Here is a 14599-nt window from a genome sequence, read left to right as displayed (position 1 = left end):
GGAAATCGTCGGCTCCAAGTCCGACAGACTCTTGGCGGCCCCTTCAGAGGGCCGCTGTGGCTTGCAGCACGCTCGCGTCGGTGTGGATCAGCGCCAGCGGAGCGCGCTGACCGGCCAGGTAGTCCTGGATGCACTGCAGCACCAGCGGGCTGCGGTGGCGGGCGGCGCTGGCATGCAGCTCGTCCAGCGTCATCCACACGGTGCGCACGATGCCTTCATCGAGCGCGCGCCATTCGTGGTGCGTGCCCACCGTGCCGGCAAAAGCAAAGCGCAGGTAGGTGATGTCGTGCCCCGTGCGCGTGCGCGTAAAGCGGTTGAGGTACACGCCCACCAGGGCCGCGGGCGCAAAGTCGTGCGCCGTTTCCTCCAGCACCTCGCGCACGCAGGCCTCGATGGGCGACTCGCCCGGGTCCAGGTGACCGGCGGGGTTGTTGAGCCGCAGGCCGTCGGCCGTGTCTTCTTCGACCAGCAGAAAGCGGCCATCGCGTTCGATGATGGCGGCCACGGTAACGTTGGGTTTCCAGCGATTTGGCATGGCGCGCATTATGACCACGGGCCATGACAGGCGCCTTATGGGGCCCGGTCAGGGGATCGCAAGGGCCTTTGAAGTCGCTTTGGGGCGCGCTCTGTAACGCGAATAATCGCGCTGTATTTGCGCCGCCCAGGTCGCTCAGTGCGGCACCACGGGGGCCTGCACGAAGTCGTCCAGCGACAGGCCTTTTTCCTTGAGCAGCGCCTCCAGCACGGGCTGCAGGCGGCCCAGGCTTTCGTGCACGGCCTCGCGCACGGTGTCCACCACCACCTGGGTGCTGCGCTCGATCTCGATGTTGAGCACGTCGCCGGCCCTCTTGTCTTCAAACACCGTGGCGCGGCGGGTTTCGGGGATCAGCCACACCTCAAACCAGCCCTCGGCGCGGTTGACCTCGGCCACCGTGAGGCTGGCGCCGTGAATGGCGATGTAGCCCTTGGCAAACACATACTTGCGAAAGTCCGGCGGCACGGCCACGCGCCACACCAGGTTGTTGTCGAACTCACGGCGCTGCACCAGCGTGCCGGTGAAATCGACATGGCCCGACAGCGGGTGCCCGCCGATCTCGGCGCCGTCCTTGGCCGCGCGCTCCACGTTCACGCGGTCGCCCTGCTGGTAGCTGCCCAGCGTGGTGATGTTCAGGCTCTGCAGCATCACGTCAAACGCAGCCTGCGTGGGCGAGAGGATTTCCGTCACCGTGAGGCACACGCCGTCGGTTGCCACGCTGGCGCCAATGGCCAAGTCCTGGCAAAAACCCTCGGGAAAGTCGAGCGTGAAGGTGCGCAGGCCTGCGCGGTCATGGATGGCGGCGATGGTGGCGGTGGCTTGAACAATGCCTGTGAACATGGTGGCGCGGCTTTCCGGGTGCGTTGCGGAGCGCAGGGCCTGCGGGGGCGGGCAGCACTCCTGAAGGGGTTACGCAGATTTTGCCACCCGGCCTGATCTGCGCGGTGCACCCATGTCTTTATCCCATGGGCGGCGTATTTGCTGCCACCGCCATGGCACGCGCCATGTACACCGCGCCTGCCCCATAGCTGGCCAGGCGCTCGCGCTGCGCCGCGTCGCCCAACGGCTGCTGGGCGTAGCCATGGCGCTCCCAATAGGTTTGCGAGCCCTGCACCGACACCAGCGCGGTGTGCCGCAGCCCTTGCGCCGCCGCATGGTCCCACACCGATTTGAGCAGCGCCTGCGCCAAGCCCTGCCCGGCGCAGGTGGGCAGCACGGCCATGTCGTGCAGGTACAGCGTGTCGGCCTGCGGCACGGCCTCGAAGTCGCCGTGCAGCGGCGTGACCTTGCCGAGCAGCGAGTCGTAGGCCGCGAGGTAGGCGCAGACGCGCCCGCCGTCTTCCAGCACCAGCGAGCACTGCGCCGGGCTGGCGAGGCGGCGCGTGAACACCTCGGCGCTTTCGACGTATTCGTCTCCGTAGCAGGCGCGCTGCACGTCCAGCAGACCGGGCAGGTCGTCCACGGTGAGGGGGCGGGGCGTCATGTCAGTAGCTCTTGTTTTGATAGCTTCTTGCGCTTTCTGGATAAGCGCTCAAGCCATATTTCACCGCAAAAACCGGCGCCCTCATGCTCCGGCGCCTTCCACCCCGCGCCAGGCGGCCTCCTGCAGGTCCAGCGGGAGTTCATGGGCCAGGGCCGTGTGTTCGCGTTCGTGGTGGTGCTCCAGCACATGGCGCAGCGCATGGGCGGCGTCAATCAGCATCAACACGGTGCGGCGCCGGGCGGCTTCGTCCGGTGGCGGGTGGCAGACCACCGCCTGCACGCGCGCGATGTATTCCTCGGCCAGCAGGGCAATGCGCTCATGCTCCAGCAGGTACACCCGCGCCGCCCAGCGCGCGCCCTCGGGCACATGGGGCAGCAGGCGGGTGTTTTCGATGGCGATGTGCTGCGCCAGGTCGGTGCGCCAGCGCTGCAGGCGCTGCAGCGCACTGCCAAAGTCCGCGCCCGCGACATCCAGCAAATGGGCGTGTAACTGCGCGTCAAGCTGCGCGTGCTGGTGGTTAAAGAAAGCGGGGGCATGATTCATATGCGGACAGGGAGTGGGCGATGGGCTAATGATGGAACGCAACAACCGCGCTGGCGTGATACACGTGCTGCCTGCACGGACTTGGCAGTCTTGATATTTGCTAAGGGTAGCTGCATTGGTTTGAACGCCTGAGCCGTTGGCCGAACTCACTTGGCGTGCAGGCGGATTTGCCGGGCATCCAGGGGCACAAACCTCTGCCATTCATCCATCACGCAAGGAGAAGACCATGACAACACTCATCACATTGGTGCGCAAGCTCGCCGGCTCGCTTGGCCGCCTGATCGTTCGCCCCGCTGCTGCCCACTGCGACACCGCAGATGGTCCGGCGGTCCTCGACGGACGCCGGGCGTTGGACTTGGGCAATGTCAACATCGCCTTGAAATGGGTGCGTGCCGAAGACGAAACCGAGGTGCGCGCGGCCTTTGAGCGCGCCGGCAGGGTTCGCGCAGCGGGCGGTGAGGCGGCATCGCTGGCCGATCAGTGGTTTTTGGAAAACCTGGTGCGCATCCACCGCGCAGGCGAAGGCGCGGGGTACGACGGCATTAAGCCCTCCGGTACCGTCATGCCCCCGCAGGTGCGCGCTGCGGACGAGGCGCTTGACCAAGGGACAATCGAGCCCTTGCGCGGCTTGATCGAGGCGCCGCGCTGGGCCGAGTTGGAAAAGCGTTTCAACCACGCCCTGGCGCTCAAGAACTTTGATGCCGACGACCTGGTGGCGGCGCGTGGTTACATGGACGCCTACGTGTCGTTCTTCAAATACGCCGAGGGCCATGACCACGGGCATGACCATGCGAGCCATGCGCACGGCCATGCTGCGGGCGGCTGCGGGCACCACTGATGCTCTGGTTCACCCGGGTTCGGTCGCACTCGATGGCACCCACGCTGTTCGATGGCAGCCTGGCGCTGACGCGCAGGCTGGGGCGCGGCGCCCCCGTTCGCCGGGGGGACTTGGTAGTCATGGACTCGCGTGAGCTGGGCCAGGCCATGGTCAAGCGCATCATCGGCCTGCCCGGGGAAACGGTGGCGATCAGGGACGGCCAGGTCTGCATTGATGACCGCGCCCTTGCGGAGCCCTATGCCAGCCCATCGGTGTTCAGCGACACTTACCGGGTGCCACCCGGGCACTACTTTTTGCTGGGGGACAACCGCGACACCTCCAGTGACAGCCGAACCTGGCGCCAGCCCTATATTGCTCGCAACGCCATCCTGGGCCGCATTCTTCGATGGCCCTGGGCGCGGCAAGCGCAAGAACTCACGCAGGCATGACAACAATGCAAAACCCCGCCCAACCCGCTTACCCCGCCTACTACGACGCTGTGCCCGCCATCGTGATGATGGACCCGCTGGCCCGGCTACTCGGCTCTGCCGAGGAGGGCCTGATCGAGTACCGCTACATCGACGCAGTCAAGCTGACCGGGCATTCCTGCCCCACGGTGGCCGGCGCCTGGCTGATGACGCGGTGTGCTATGGAGCGACTGTACCCGGGCGGCACGCCGCGGCGCGGCGGCATCAGGGTGGAGCTGCGCCAGCCGCTGGACGAAGGCGTGACAGGTGTCGTCGCCAGCGTGGCGGCTCTGGTCACTGGCGCTGCCAACGCGGGGGGCTTCAAGGGCCTGGCCGGTCATTTTGGCCGCAGGGACTTGCTGCAGTTCGATGTGCCCCTGGACGGCGACATCCGGTTCACGCGCGTGGATACCGCGCAGGCGGTGGAGTTTGTGCGCCGGGGGCTCCCGGCACCGCACCCGGCCGCACTGAGCCAGTTGCTGCGCCAGGCATTGGGCCCCCAGGCATCCGAAGACGACCGGCGCGCTTTCGCCCAGGCTTGGGGTGAACGGGTTGCGCAGATCGTCCACCCTGGCGCCGCGGTGGAGTGGGTCGAAGTCACGGTGGCTTGAACCCATGGCGCGGCGCGAGATCCCCAGCGAAGTGCTCCTGGCACGCCTGCCCCTGTTCCAGACGCTGGACACCGCAACGCTTGCGCGCCTGGCGGCGGCGGCCACGCGGCACATGTTTGAGCGTACAGAGCCGGTGTTTAGACGGGGCGACCCGGTCAACGGTATGTATATGGTGGTTTATGGCGAGGTCAGGCTGTGGGGCTGCACGCCCAAGGGAGACAAGCGGTTGAGCGGCATCGTAGGGCCGGGCCAGTGTTTTGGCGAGTCCGTGATGTTCCTGGAGCGGGCGGCCGTGGTGACCGCTGAGGCCGCCAGCGACACGCTGCTGCTGCGCATCTCCCGTGAAGCGATTTTTGATGAATTGGACCGCAACCCCCGGTTTGTGCGCGCCATGATCGCCGGGCTGAGCCTGCGGGTGGAGGGCTTGGTACGCGAACTGCAGCGGCAATCCCTGAGCAACGGAACCGAGCGGTTCGTGGCCTACCTGATGCACTCTTGCAAAAATGTCGGCGTGCCGTTTGAAACCACCCTTGCCACCACCAAGAACGCCATCGCCTCGCAGCTGAATCTGACCCCTGAGCATTTCTCGCGCATCCTCCAAGAGCTGCAGCAGTCAGGGCTGCTGCAGATGAAGGGCCGCAAGATCACGGTGCCCCGGCCGGAACGGCTCATCAGCGCATGGCTGCGGGGGTGAGCTGGCACGCCCGCCCGCGTCCTGCCCGCGCCTTACCTGCGCACTGCCAGCCCCGCCGCTCAGCGGCCCGACAGATCGGCAGCCACCCAGTGCAGCCCCTTGCCGCGGCTGAAGTAATAGTCCCCCTGGGGGCTGATGGCCACGGCGTGGTGCGTGGCCGGGTCGGAGAAAAACTGCCAGCCGTGGCCAGCCTCCTGGGCGTTCACGCGGGTGGGCACCATCTGCATGTCTTGCAGACTGCGTTTGTCTGCCAACGTACGGTGGTGGGCCGAATCGCGCTGCTGGCCCCCGTCGTGCTGCCCCGCCAGCAGCGGGGCCGAGAAAAGCGAGGCCAGCAGGGCGGCGGAAATCAATGCGGTGGTGTTCATGGCACTCTCCTGAGAACGCCAGTCGGAAGTGACTGTGCCTGCAGTGTGCGCCGGTGGCGATGAACCGGTGCTGAACAGCGTGTTCAAAGGCCGTTCATGTGGGTCAACCTACCCGGCCGCCACCCACCCGGCCGTATGCCCGCGCGTGAAGGCTTCCTCGAACACCGAGTAGCCCGACCAGTCGCTGTGCGCGAACACCAGCCGTGCCGTGGTGGGCGTGGGCAGCCAGGGTGCGCGCTCTCCATTCAATAGCGGCTTGCGCAATCCAGCCGGACGCTGCAGGCCGATCTGGCTGAAAAAACCGAGCGAACCCGGCGTGGGGATGGCCATCGCGTGGCCGTAGCGCGTGATGTCCACGCGGGTGGCGCGGCGCGGCAGGTCGGGGTGGGGCACGCTCAAGGCGGCCAGCGTGGCGTTGGCCCAGTGCGTCCAGGGCTGGGTGGCCAGTTGCTCGCGGCCCTGTGGCGCATCGCCCAGTGCTTGGTAGTAGCTGAGCACGGTGGGGCCGGCCAGCACGGCGCGCGGGTCCAGGCGCTGGTGGCCGGCATCCACATAGCCCAGGCCACCGGGGTTGGCATCGCCATAGAGCACGTTGTCCCACGCGGGCGCGGCGCCGGGGCGGTCGGCCAGCGGCGCGTCGATGTGGATGTTGGCCACCAGCCACGGCGCCCACGACAGGCGCCGCGCGGCCTCGCGCAAAAAGGCGGGCGGGCCTTGCACCACGCGCGCGGCCATGAACACCGGCAGCGCCACGATGCAGCGCTGTGCCTGCCAGCGCTCCACGCTGTCGGTGGCGTGGTTGAAGGCGTCCACCTGCACGCCATGGCGGCCCTCGGTGATGCGCAGCACGCTGCAGGCCGTGCGCAACTGGCCGCCGTCGTGCAGCGGCGCAGCCAGGCGCTGGGTGAGCCAGCCATTGCCTTCGGGCCAGGTGAGCACGCCCTCGCGGTCTTCGGCGGCGGCGGCATCGCCCGGCGCATGAAAGCCGTGGCGGCTGGCGAAATAGTGGATGCCGGCCCAGGCCGACACACGCGCCGTGCCCGCGCCGTAGTCGTCGCGGCAGCAGTAGTCCAGGTACCAGCGCAGGTGCGGGTCATCCAGCCCCTCTTGGCCTAGCCATGCAGCAAAAGTCATAGCATCCAGCGCTTTATGGGTGGGCGCCAGCGGCCGTTTTGCATCAAAAGACTTGAGCATGGGCATGGTGAAGCGCGCGGCCTTGCCCAGCGCTTGAACCCGTTCGGCAAAGCGCCGGTATTGCGCCAGCGTGGCCTCGCCCACGCCCTGCACGGGCAGCAGGCCCTCTTGCCACTCGCCCTGAAAAAACAGGCGCTCTTGCGGGCTGTGGCACAGGTGGCGCTCGTCGTATTGCCAGCGCCCGGCCACACGCTGGCGCAGGCCCAGTTCTTCCAGCAGGTCCTGCACCTCGCGCGCGTCGTCGCCGGGCACAGGCAGGTAGTGCGCGCCCAGCGGGCAGGCAATGCCGTTGACCTGGCCGCCGCGGCTGTTGCCACCGGCGGTGTCTTCCAGCTCCAGCAGGGCGAAGTCGTCCACCCCCGCCAGCCGCAGCGAGCGCGCCGCCGCCAGCCCGGCCACACCACCGCCCGCAATCACCACCTGCGCGCGGCGCACCACGGCGGGCGCGGGCAGGGTGCCCTGGGCCAGCAGGTCGCGCAGCTGGTGGCCACGCGCCATGTCGATACCGGCAAAGCCGCCTGCCAGCGTGCGCGGCGCCGGGTCACACCCAGACGAAAGCACCGCCGTGGCGGCCGAGGCAGCAGCGGTGAGGAAGTGGCGGCGCTGCATGATGTCAGTTCTGCAGGGTGTACGCACCACCCGCGACGCATGAAACGGGCGCGGCCCAGGCCAGCGGCCCCCGCGCAAGGGCCGCCCCGCCGCGCAGGGGGCGTTCCCCTGCCCGCAGCGCGCAGCGCTGCGAGAGCGGGGGGAAGACGCGAAGCGGCTCAGGGGGGTGTCTCAATGTTTTCCCCATTCGCGCTCATAGGTGTGCACCAAGGCCTGGTTCGACAACCTGTTCACCTCGGCGGGCACCCGCGCCATGTCCAGCGGAAAGTCGAACAGCAGCGGCAGCGTGTCGGCGCTCAAAAACCGCAGCTCGCCCGGCAGCGCCTCGGGCAGGCGCCAGGGGCGGCGGCTGGCGATGACGAAGCCCCACTCGCCAAAGCTGGGCACATGGGCGTGGTAGGGCGTGGTGCGCAGGCCCACCGCTTCGATGGTCTGCACCACCGTCCAGAAGCTCTGGCGCGCCACCAGCGGCGAAGTGGTCTGCACCACGGCGTAGCCGCTGGCTGCAAGGCGCTGCTCCAGCAGGGCATAAAAGCTGTTGGTGTAGAGCTTGCCGATGGAGAAATTGGTGGGGTCGGGGAAATCGACCACGATCACGTCAAATGTATCGGGAGCCCCCACGCTTCCCGCTGCGCGTGGTTCGCTGCCCGGGCCAGGGGGAGGTGCCCCGGCGATACCGGCGCGGGGGGCGCTCGCGCCTTGGGGCGGCCCGGCGGCGCTCGATTGCCCGTCCTGCAGCCACTGAAAGGCGTCGGTGTTGACGATGTGCACCTTGGGGTTGTTCAGCGCTCCTCCGTTCAGGCGCGTCAGCGTTTCGTGCTGGCTGAACAGCTGCGTCATGGCCGGGTCCAGCTCGACCAGCGTGACCGATTCGACCGAGGGGTATTTGAGAATTTCGCGCACCGCCATGCCGTCGCCGCCGCCCAGCACCGCCACCTTTTTGGGCGCGCCGTGCGCCGCCATGGCCGGGTGCACCAGCGCCTCGTGGTAGCGGTATTCATCGCGCTCGGCAAACTGCAAGTTGCCGTTGAGGAACAACCGGTGGCCGAGCTTGCCGTTGGTGACCACGATGCGCTGGTAGGGCGAGGCCGCGGTAAAAACAATGCTGTCCTGGTAAAACTTGTCTTCGGCAAAGGTGGTGATCTTCTCGGCACCCACCAGCGCGGCCAGCAGCAGGCCCAGCACCATCACACAGGCCGCCACATGCGCGCGCAGGCGCCGCAGCTCCCAGCGAAACAGCCACACGGCCCACAGCGCCACCAGCGCATTCATCAGGCCAAACAGCAGCCCCGTGCGAATGAGGCCCAGCTGCGGCACCAGCAGCAGCGGAAACGCCAGCGACACGGCCAGCGCGCCCAGGTAGTCGAACGTGAGCACCTGCGAGACCAGGTCTTTCAGGGCCACGTTGCGCTTCAAGATGCGCATGACCAGCGGAATCTCCAGGCCCACCAGCGTTCCCACCACCAGCACCATCCCGTACAGCAAAAACCGAAACGCCCCCGGCGCATACGCGTTGGCCAGAAACAGCGTGGCCGGCAGCAGCCCGCCGATCAGCGCCACCAGCAGCTCAATGCGCAAAAAGTGCGCGGGCAACTGCCGCTCGAAATAGCGCGACAGCCACGAGCCCACGCCCATGGCAAACAGGTAGGTGCCGATGATGGTGGAAAACTGCAGCACCGAGTCGCCCAGCACATACGACGCCAGCGCACCCGCCGCCAGCTCGTAAAGCAGGCCGCAGGCCGCCACCACGAACACGCTGGCGAGCAGGGCAATGTCGATGGGGCGGGCGCCGCCGGGGGCGATGGCAGGCACTGTGGCAGGTGTCATGCCAGCACCGTATCGAGCTGCTGCGCCAGGCTCTTGCCGTCTTGCTGCCGGGTCAGCCAGCCAAACACGGCTTTGCCCGCGCTGGCCTGGGCCCACAACGCACCCACGTGATGCTTCTCGGTCTGATAGGGATTTTGAATATGGTCGCCCTTGTACTCGAGCAAAGCCACACGGCCATCGACCAGCTCGGCCACGAAGTCGGCAAAAAACCGGCCACGCGACGTGGGCAGGGCAAAGCCGCAGGGCGCGGTATCGAGGTTGCGCACCCATTGCCGGACTTTGGGGTGGCGGTCGATCAACTGCGCGCACTGAAACTCTTCGCCGCCATCTTTCAAGTCGGCCAGCACGGCAAAGTAATGCCGCGTGAACTGGTAACGCCCGCTGTAGCGCGACGCCACCGGCGCTGGGTAGCGGCCAGGCTCAAACACATGGGGGTGCAGCCAGTCGCTCTCAAGCAACCACGCGCCCGCCTGGCCGTTCTGCAGCACCAGCTGGCGAAACTGCCGCGTGGCCGCCTGGTCGCGCAGGTCGCCCACATGCAATGCGATGCACCGGGCCAACTGAAACCGTGCCTGCGCCAGCAACACCAGCGGCAGGCCGCAGGCATGGAGCTGGTGGTTCACCACGGCCGCCAGAAAAGCACGGCGCTGCGACTGGGTGATGCCCGCCAGCGGCGCGTGCAGCGCCTTGTGCAGCGACTGGTCCAGCCAGCGCACCAGTGTGTCGGCCGTGATGCTGCTGGCGCCGTAGTCCATGGCCATCTGCTGCACATCGGTGGGGCGCAGCGTCACGCGTGCGTCTTTCACGTCGATCTCGATCACGTTCGACTCTTGCGCCACATGAAAACCGGGCAGCTGCACCGCCTGCGGGCTGAGCAGATCAAGCTCCACCGTGTCCAGCACCGCGGCCTGCTCCAGCGGCCACAGTGGCGCCTGTGCGTCGGTGCGGTAGGCCAGTGTGGGTACGGGCGCAAAGCGCACGCCGCGCGATGCGGGGGCCACGCTGGCGGCCACCAGTGCGTTGTGCTGGGCTACCTGCTCGCGCAGTTGCTCCTGCTTTTTGGCCCCGCGCACCTGGGCCAGCATCAGCGCCTCGGTGCTGGCCTCGATGTGGCCCGCCACCACCACCTGCGCCGCGCCCGCAATGGTCTGCTGCTGCACACCGGGCACTGCCAGCAGCTCAGGGGTGGCTGCAATTGCTTCAAAATTAGTAGCTATTAGCGCTTGTGGGGCAAGCGCTAGGGGTGAATTTGTATCAAATTCTTCGCCAAACAGCGGATAGCTCGATGGCGCCGCAAGCATCGAGGCCACATCCAGCGCCTCGAACCCCATGTGCTGGATCAGGCGGTCGGCCAGCGCATGCGCCGCCGCAGAAAACTCCGCCGCGCACACATGGGCATAAGCGCGGTTGAGCGCCTCGCGCCCGCGCCGGCGCGCCTGCGGCATGCGCAGCACGCGGCCCAGCAACTGCTCCACCGCCGTGGCGCTGGTCAGTTTTTGCAGGCTGCACAGCACATAGGCAAACGGGCAGTCCCAGCCCTCGCGCAGCGCCTGCACTGTAATCACATAGCGCACCGGGCAAGTGCGCGCCGCCAAATCAATGTCGTCCAGCCCGCGCTGGGTGCCCGTGGCCACCACGATCTGGTTGTCTGGCAGGTTGAGCTCGTCCACCAGATAGCGGCGCAGGGCCTCGGGCGGCATTTCGTCGCCCAGGTTTTGCGCCTGAAACAGCACGATGGGCCGCACATGACCGTGCCCATCGGCCTCGTCCTTCAGGGCCTCGGCCTCCAGCTTGCGTTGCGTCTGCACGGCGCCAAACACGGCGGCGGGCCAGCCCTCGGGGTGCTCGGCCAGCACGATGGGCAGCTTGATCATGTCCTCGGCCGCCAGCTCTTGCGCGCTGACGTGGTAGAGCACATTGGTCTTGGCAGCAATCGGCGTGGCCGTCAGCTCCAGAATGAACGCGGGGTTCAGGCGCTGCAGCGCGGTGAAGCTCTTGTCCGTTTTGGTGTTGTGCGCCTCGTCCACGATGAGCAGGGGGCTGTGCAGTGCCAGCCAGTTGGCCAGGCTCCAGCGCGGCTGGCCCACAAAGCCCGCCAGCACGCCCGTGGCGTCCTGCGCGGCGTCGTGTGCCGTCACCACGGCATCGGGCAATCCCTGCAGGCAGGCCATGCTGCCCTCTGGCGCGCCCTTGAAGTGCGGCTCAAAGCTCTCCGAAAAACTGTACACATTGCGCTGCCCCGCATCCTCGATGCGAAAGCTCTGGATGGTTGCCACCACCACCACAGCGTGGCGCCCCCAATCGGGCGGGGCGATTTGCGCCACGTCGTCGAGCGTGCACACCTGCAAGCCCTCGCCATAGGCATCGGTCAGGGCGGCACGGTAGGCATGGCCGGGCGTCTGCAAGGCCTTGAGCGTTTGCTGGCGAATGGCATCGCTGGGCACCAGCCACACGGCCACCGGCGCATCGCTGCCTTGCCACTCACGCGCCAGCAGGGGCACCGCGTGCGCCGCCAGCACCGTTTTACCGCCCCCCGTGGGAATGCGCAGGCACACGCAAGGCACCTGCGCGCCAAAGGCGTCAAGGTTGTAGGGGCGGTCCGCCAGCTCGCCAAAGGCCAGCGCCGGACCCTTGGTGCGGGCTGCGCGGGCGAACGCGCCCAGCGCATCGAGGGCGGTTTGCTGGTAGGTTTTGAGGGTGATGGGGGTCATGGAAAGAAATTCAGTCAACACGGCGCAACAACAAAGTTATCCACAGGCGCATTACAATCAACGCGTGGGAACGAAATTCGGCTCCATGCCGTGTGAAAGCTGGAACCACGGGGCAACCCAGTCAGGCGATCCTATATTCCCACCTTGTTTTTCAAAGCCGCTCCCACGAGCGGCTTTGTTTTTGAGTAGTACACCCCGTAAGGCGCCTTGTCGGTTTCGTCCACCGCGTGGATGAGGCTGACCTTGTCCCAGACCATTTCCAAAAAGCGGCTCTCCTGCCGGGCGTAGTGTCTTTGCAGCGCCCACAGCATGTAGTCCACCGCTTGCAGGCCGGCTTGCTGCACCGGCTGTGCCGCCGTTACTTCAATGGCAGTGGTGACTTGCTTGTCCCATTGCTTGGCAAACCGGTCACGCGCCAGCACCAGCGAATCGGCAAAGGACTTGGTGCGGTCCGAACTGCCCCGCACGGCATAGCAGACGCGACAGCTTTCGTACTGGTGCAGCCGGTTCTTGAACAGCCGTGCCACGCTGCTGTCGTAAAGCTCGTTGGGGTGGTAACGGTAGGTGCCGTTGCGCCCATTGCGTTCGCGCACATATGACAGCACCGCTCGCATGTCGCGCACTTCGGCATAAAACTTGACGGAGTGGCGCAGCAGCAACTTGAACACCTCGCGGCGCACTTCAGGCAAATCGTCCTTGGCGTGAAACGCCACCGCCGTTTTACCCCGCTCTGGCTGGAAAGAGGGAACGTTCTTGAAGTACGGGTCGGCCTTCAGATCGGCACGCAGTTGCTCCAGATCCAAAGACAATGCCACTGGATCGTCGGCCTCCAGCAACCCCATGATGAAATGGCCCATCGCTCCACCCGGCTGGCCCACCAGCACTTGCCCCTTTGCATTGAAGAGCACGCCATCCCCCGATTCATCGACGAAGTAGTGGGCAATGCGTGAAGAGGACGCCAGTTGTACTTTGCTGTCCACCATATCGATCTTCACCTTGCCTTCACGTCATACGGAATGTGCTTGAACGTGACCCGCGCCAGCGCCAGGCGCGCCTCGCCCAAGCGGCAGGCCTCGCCATAGACCACCAGGGGCGCCTCGGGGTGGGGCGTGCGGGCGTGCAGCTCCAGCAGCGCGTCGAGCACGGCGGAGGTCAGCACATTGCCGCTGGCCGGGCGCTTGTCGCCCAGGATGCCGTTGAACAGCAGGTAATACGCCGTGCGGCTGCGCAGCACGGGGGCCGGTGCGGGCACGGGCTCGGGCGGGGCCGCCACGCCGGGCGCTGCGGGGCCAGCAGCCTGCAACCCGAGTTCGCCCTGGGGTGAAGGGATTGACGGGGCTTGCCGGGTTGGCGGCAGTTCTTCAGGTAAAATCGGCTCCAGGCGCCCGTCCGGCAAGCGCTCATAGCTATCAAAAACAGAGTGCGTACCCAGGTGCGGCGTGCCCGGAGTGGCGTGCGCGGGGTCAAAGGCGGTGCCGGTCTCCTGCTGCCAGACGAAGGCGGCCAGCGTGGCAAAGCGCACTTCGGGGTGGATGCAGCCATCGGCGTCAAAAATCGGCGCGCCCAGCCGCATGAAGCGAAAGCCGCCGCCGCCCTGCCAGTTCACGGCCTGGCTGATGCCGCCCTGCTCGCCGTCGATCACCTTTTGCAGGCGCGGCAGGCAGTGCGTGGCGGCGTGCTCGCCCATTTCGATGCCGATCCAGCGCCGGCCCATCTTGTGCGCCACGGCGGCCGTGGTGCCGGAGCCGAGGAAGCTGTCGAGGACGAGGTCGTTGGGGTGGGTGGCGACTTGGAGGATGCGTTGCAGGAGACGTTCGGGTTTGGGCGTGCCGAAGCGAGCGCTTTCAAATAATGCAAGACCTTCCAGCATGGCCTCTTGGTTGTGGCCGGAGTCTTCGTGAGCCCAAATGGAGCGCGGAACAACATCACCAGAACCATCTAAAAATTTCTTGATGCGGGGTAGCGATGCACCACCATCCACACCCCAATAAATCATGCTGTTGCGTACGTGCTCTTCATGCGTTTCGCGGCCAAATGCCCAGACGCGCGTTCTTTTTGGCCAAACCTCTTCACCGGTCTTGGGGTGTATCAGCGGGTAGTAAAGGTTCGGACGTTCATCGGCAGTTTTGGCACACGTATAGGCGGCAGAGTTCCATGGGCCACGGGGATCGTTGTCGGGATTTGTGTAGTACTTTTGCTGTGCTTCACTTCTGGGCAGTTTGTTGGGAGTCCACTTTGCTTTTGTTTTCGCGTACACCAATATGTGGTCGTGATCATTGCTGAAATAGTGCGCATCATTTGCGGGGCTGACACGCTTATGCCAAGCAAGGTTCGCCACAAAATTCCGCCGCCCAAACACCTCGTCCATCAGCACCTTGAGGTAATGCCCCTCGTTGTCGTCAATCGTCACCCAGATCGAGCCGTCGTCGCTCAGCAGGTCGCGCAGCAACTGCAGGCGCGGCAGCATCATGCTGAGCCACTGGCTGTGCTCCAGGTTGTCGTCGTAGTGCTCAAACGCGCTTTTCGTGTTGTAGGGCGGGTCGATGAAGATGCATTTGACCTGCCCCCGGTAAAACGGCAGCAGCGCCTTGAGGGCTTCGAGGTTGTCGCCCTGGATGAGCAGGTTGCCTTGTGCGCTGGCGGGCTCGCCGTGGGTGGAGACGCTCTCCAGCAGGCGGTAGGGCACCTGGGCGGCGGTGGTGAAGGCGTGGGCGCGGTTGAGCCAGTCGAGGGTGGGCAT

At 66.2% G+C, this 14599-nt stretch carries 14 protein-coding genes; 4 read left to right on the top strand and 10 right to left on the bottom strand.

Translation table 11 applies throughout. The features are described from left to right. Window positions 1-43: 43 nt before the first annotated feature. From DTW89_RS11690 to DTW89_RS11675, 4 genes are all read right to left on the bottom strand, one after another. Window positions 44-535, bottom strand: a complete 492-nt coding sequence (locus tag DTW89_RS11690; protein WP_024813438.1) for an NUDIX hydrolase — start codon at window positions 533-535, stop codon at window positions 44-46. A gap of 135 nt (window positions 536-670) precedes the next feature. After that, window positions 671-1375, bottom strand: a complete 705-nt coding sequence (locus DTW89_RS11685; protein ID WP_114656072.1) for a riboflavin synthase subunit alpha — start codon at window positions 1373-1375, stop codon at window positions 671-673. A gap of 118 nt (window positions 1376-1493) precedes the next feature. Further along, complete coding sequence (locus DTW89_RS11680) at window positions 1494-2018, bottom strand: GNAT family N-acetyltransferase (RefSeq protein ID WP_114656071.1); 525 nt, start codon at window positions 2016-2018, stop codon at window positions 1494-1496. An 81-nt stretch (window positions 2019-2099) separates the two neighbouring features. Then, window positions 2100-2561, bottom strand: coding sequence for a hypothetical protein (locus tag DTW89_RS11675; protein ID WP_114656070.1), 462 nt, complete (start codon window positions 2559-2561; stop codon window positions 2100-2102). Between the two features lie 226 nt (window positions 2562-2787). On the opposite strand from DTW89_RS11675, the gene DTW89_RS11670 reads away from it, so the two are divergent. The 4 genes from DTW89_RS11670 to DTW89_RS11655 are packed head-to-tail and all read left to right on the top strand — an operon-like array spanning window position 2788 to window position 5150. Continuing rightward, a complete protein-coding gene (locus DTW89_RS11670) occupies window positions 2788-3399 on the top strand; it encodes a DUF6448 family protein (protein ID WP_114656069.1) in 612 nt (203 codons plus the stop codon). Then, window positions 3399-3827, top strand: a complete 429-nt coding sequence (lepB, locus tag DTW89_RS11665) for a signal peptidase I (protein ID WP_114656068.1) — start codon at window positions 3399-3401, stop codon at window positions 3825-3827. The genes DTW89_RS11670 and lepB overlap by 1 nt, the downstream gene beginning before the upstream one ends. After that, window positions 3824-4456: a hypothetical protein gene (locus tag DTW89_RS11660; RefSeq protein WP_201740994.1), complete on the top strand. Its 633-nt coding sequence runs from the start codon at window positions 3824-3826 to the stop codon at window positions 4454-4456. The genes lepB and DTW89_RS11660 overlap by 4 nt, the downstream gene beginning before the upstream one ends. Before the next feature lie 4 nt (window positions 4457-4460). Continuing rightward, entirely contained in the window at window positions 4461-5150 is a 690-nt protein-coding gene (locus tag DTW89_RS11655; protein WP_114656066.1) for a Crp/Fnr family transcriptional regulator, read from the top strand. A 59-nt stretch (window positions 5151-5209) separates the two neighbouring features. Here DTW89_RS11655 and DTW89_RS11650 read toward each other — a convergent pair whose 3' ends face one another. The 6 genes from DTW89_RS11650 to DTW89_RS11615 all read right to left on the bottom strand — a co-directional run. Next, the gene (locus tag DTW89_RS11650; RefSeq protein WP_114656065.1) at window positions 5210-5518 is read right to left on the bottom strand and encodes a hypothetical protein; all 309 of its coding nucleotides are present in this window, start codon (window positions 5516-5518) and stop codon (window positions 5210-5212) included. Between the two features lie 108 nt (window positions 5519-5626). Further along, window positions 5627-7321: an FAD-dependent oxidoreductase gene (locus DTW89_RS11645; protein WP_114656064.1), complete on the bottom strand. Its 1695-nt coding sequence runs from the start codon at window positions 7319-7321 to the stop codon at window positions 5627-5629. A 171-nt stretch (window positions 7322-7492) separates the two neighbouring features. Continuing rightward, a complete protein-coding gene (locus tag DTW89_RS11635) occupies window positions 7493-9148 on the bottom strand; it encodes a polyamine aminopropyltransferase (protein ID WP_114656063.1) in 1656 nt (551 codons plus the stop codon). Next, entirely contained in the window at window positions 9145-11859 is a 2715-nt protein-coding gene (locus DTW89_RS11630) for a DEAD/DEAH box helicase (protein WP_114656062.1), read from the bottom strand. The genes DTW89_RS11635 and DTW89_RS11630 overlap by 4 nt, the downstream gene beginning before the upstream one ends. 131 nt (window positions 11860-11990) lie before the next feature. Further along, a complete protein-coding gene (locus DTW89_RS11625; RefSeq protein WP_147277651.1) occupies window positions 11991-12842 on the bottom strand; it encodes a DUF3800 domain-containing protein in 852 nt (283 codons plus the stop codon). Between the two features lie 8 nt (window positions 12843-12850). Next, a partial coding sequence (locus DTW89_RS11615; protein ID WP_236637122.1) for a site-specific DNA-methyltransferase occupies window positions 12851-14599 on the bottom strand: 1749 nt, incomplete at its 5' end.

It is taken from the genome of Acidovorax sp. BoFeN1 (assembly GCF_003345135.1).
Taxonomy (GTDB): Bacteria; Pseudomonadota; Gammaproteobacteria; order Burkholderiales; family Burkholderiaceae_C; genus Acidovorax; species Acidovorax defluvii.
Note: the sequence above shows the minus strand (reverse complement) of the source record. Positions and strands in the feature narration are given on the sequence as shown.

What these genes read in the sequence shown, in the direction of transcription:
- DTW89_RS11690 (WP_024813438.1), bottom strand. Translation starts at nt 535, where the DNA reads ATGCCAAATCGCTGGAAACCCAACGTTACCGTGGCCGCCATCATCGAA.
- DTW89_RS11685 (WP_114656072.1), bottom strand. Translation starts at nt 1,375, where the DNA reads ATGTTCACAGGCATTGTTCAAGCCACCGCCACCATCGCCGCCATCCAT.
- DTW89_RS11680 (WP_114656071.1), bottom strand. Translation starts at nt 2,018, where the DNA reads ATGACGCCCCGCCCCCTCACCGTGGACGACCTGCCCGGTCTGCTGGAC.
- DTW89_RS11675 (WP_114656070.1), bottom strand. Translation starts at nt 2,561, where the DNA reads ATGAATCATGCCCCCGCTTTCTTTAACCACCAGCACGCGCAGCTTGAC.
- DTW89_RS11670 (WP_114656069.1), top strand. Translation starts at nt 2,788, where the DNA reads ATGACAACACTCATCACATTGGTGCGCAAGCTCGCCGGCTCGCTTGGC.
- lepB (WP_114656068.1), top strand. Translation starts at nt 3,399, where the DNA reads ATGCTCTGGTTCACCCGGGTTCGGTCGCACTCGATGGCACCCACGCTG.
- DTW89_RS11660 (WP_201740994.1), top strand. Translation starts at nt 3,824, where the DNA reads ATGACAACAATGCAAAACCCCGCCCAACCCGCTTACCCCGCCTACTAC.
- DTW89_RS11655 (WP_114656066.1), top strand. Translation starts at nt 4,461, where the DNA reads ATGGCGCGGCGCGAGATCCCCAGCGAAGTGCTCCTGGCACGCCTGCCC.
- DTW89_RS11650 (WP_114656065.1), bottom strand. Translation starts at nt 5,518, where the DNA reads ATGAACACCACCGCATTGATTTCCGCCGCCCTGCTGGCCTCGCTTTTC.
- DTW89_RS11645 (WP_114656064.1), bottom strand. Translation starts at nt 7,321, where the DNA reads ATGCAGCGCCGCCACTTCCTCACCGCTGCTGCCTCGGCCGCCACGGCG.
- DTW89_RS11635 (WP_114656063.1), bottom strand. Translation starts at nt 9,148, where the DNA reads ATGACACCTGCCACAGTGCCTGCCATCGCCCCCGGCGGCGCCCGCCCC.
- DTW89_RS11630 (WP_114656062.1), bottom strand. Translation starts at nt 11,859, where the DNA reads ATGACCCCCATCACCCTCAAAACCTACCAGCAAACCGCCCTCGATGCG.
- DTW89_RS11625 (WP_147277651.1), bottom strand. Translation starts at nt 12,842, where the DNA reads ATGGTGGACAGCAAAGTACAACTGGCGTCCTCTTCACGCATTGCCCAC.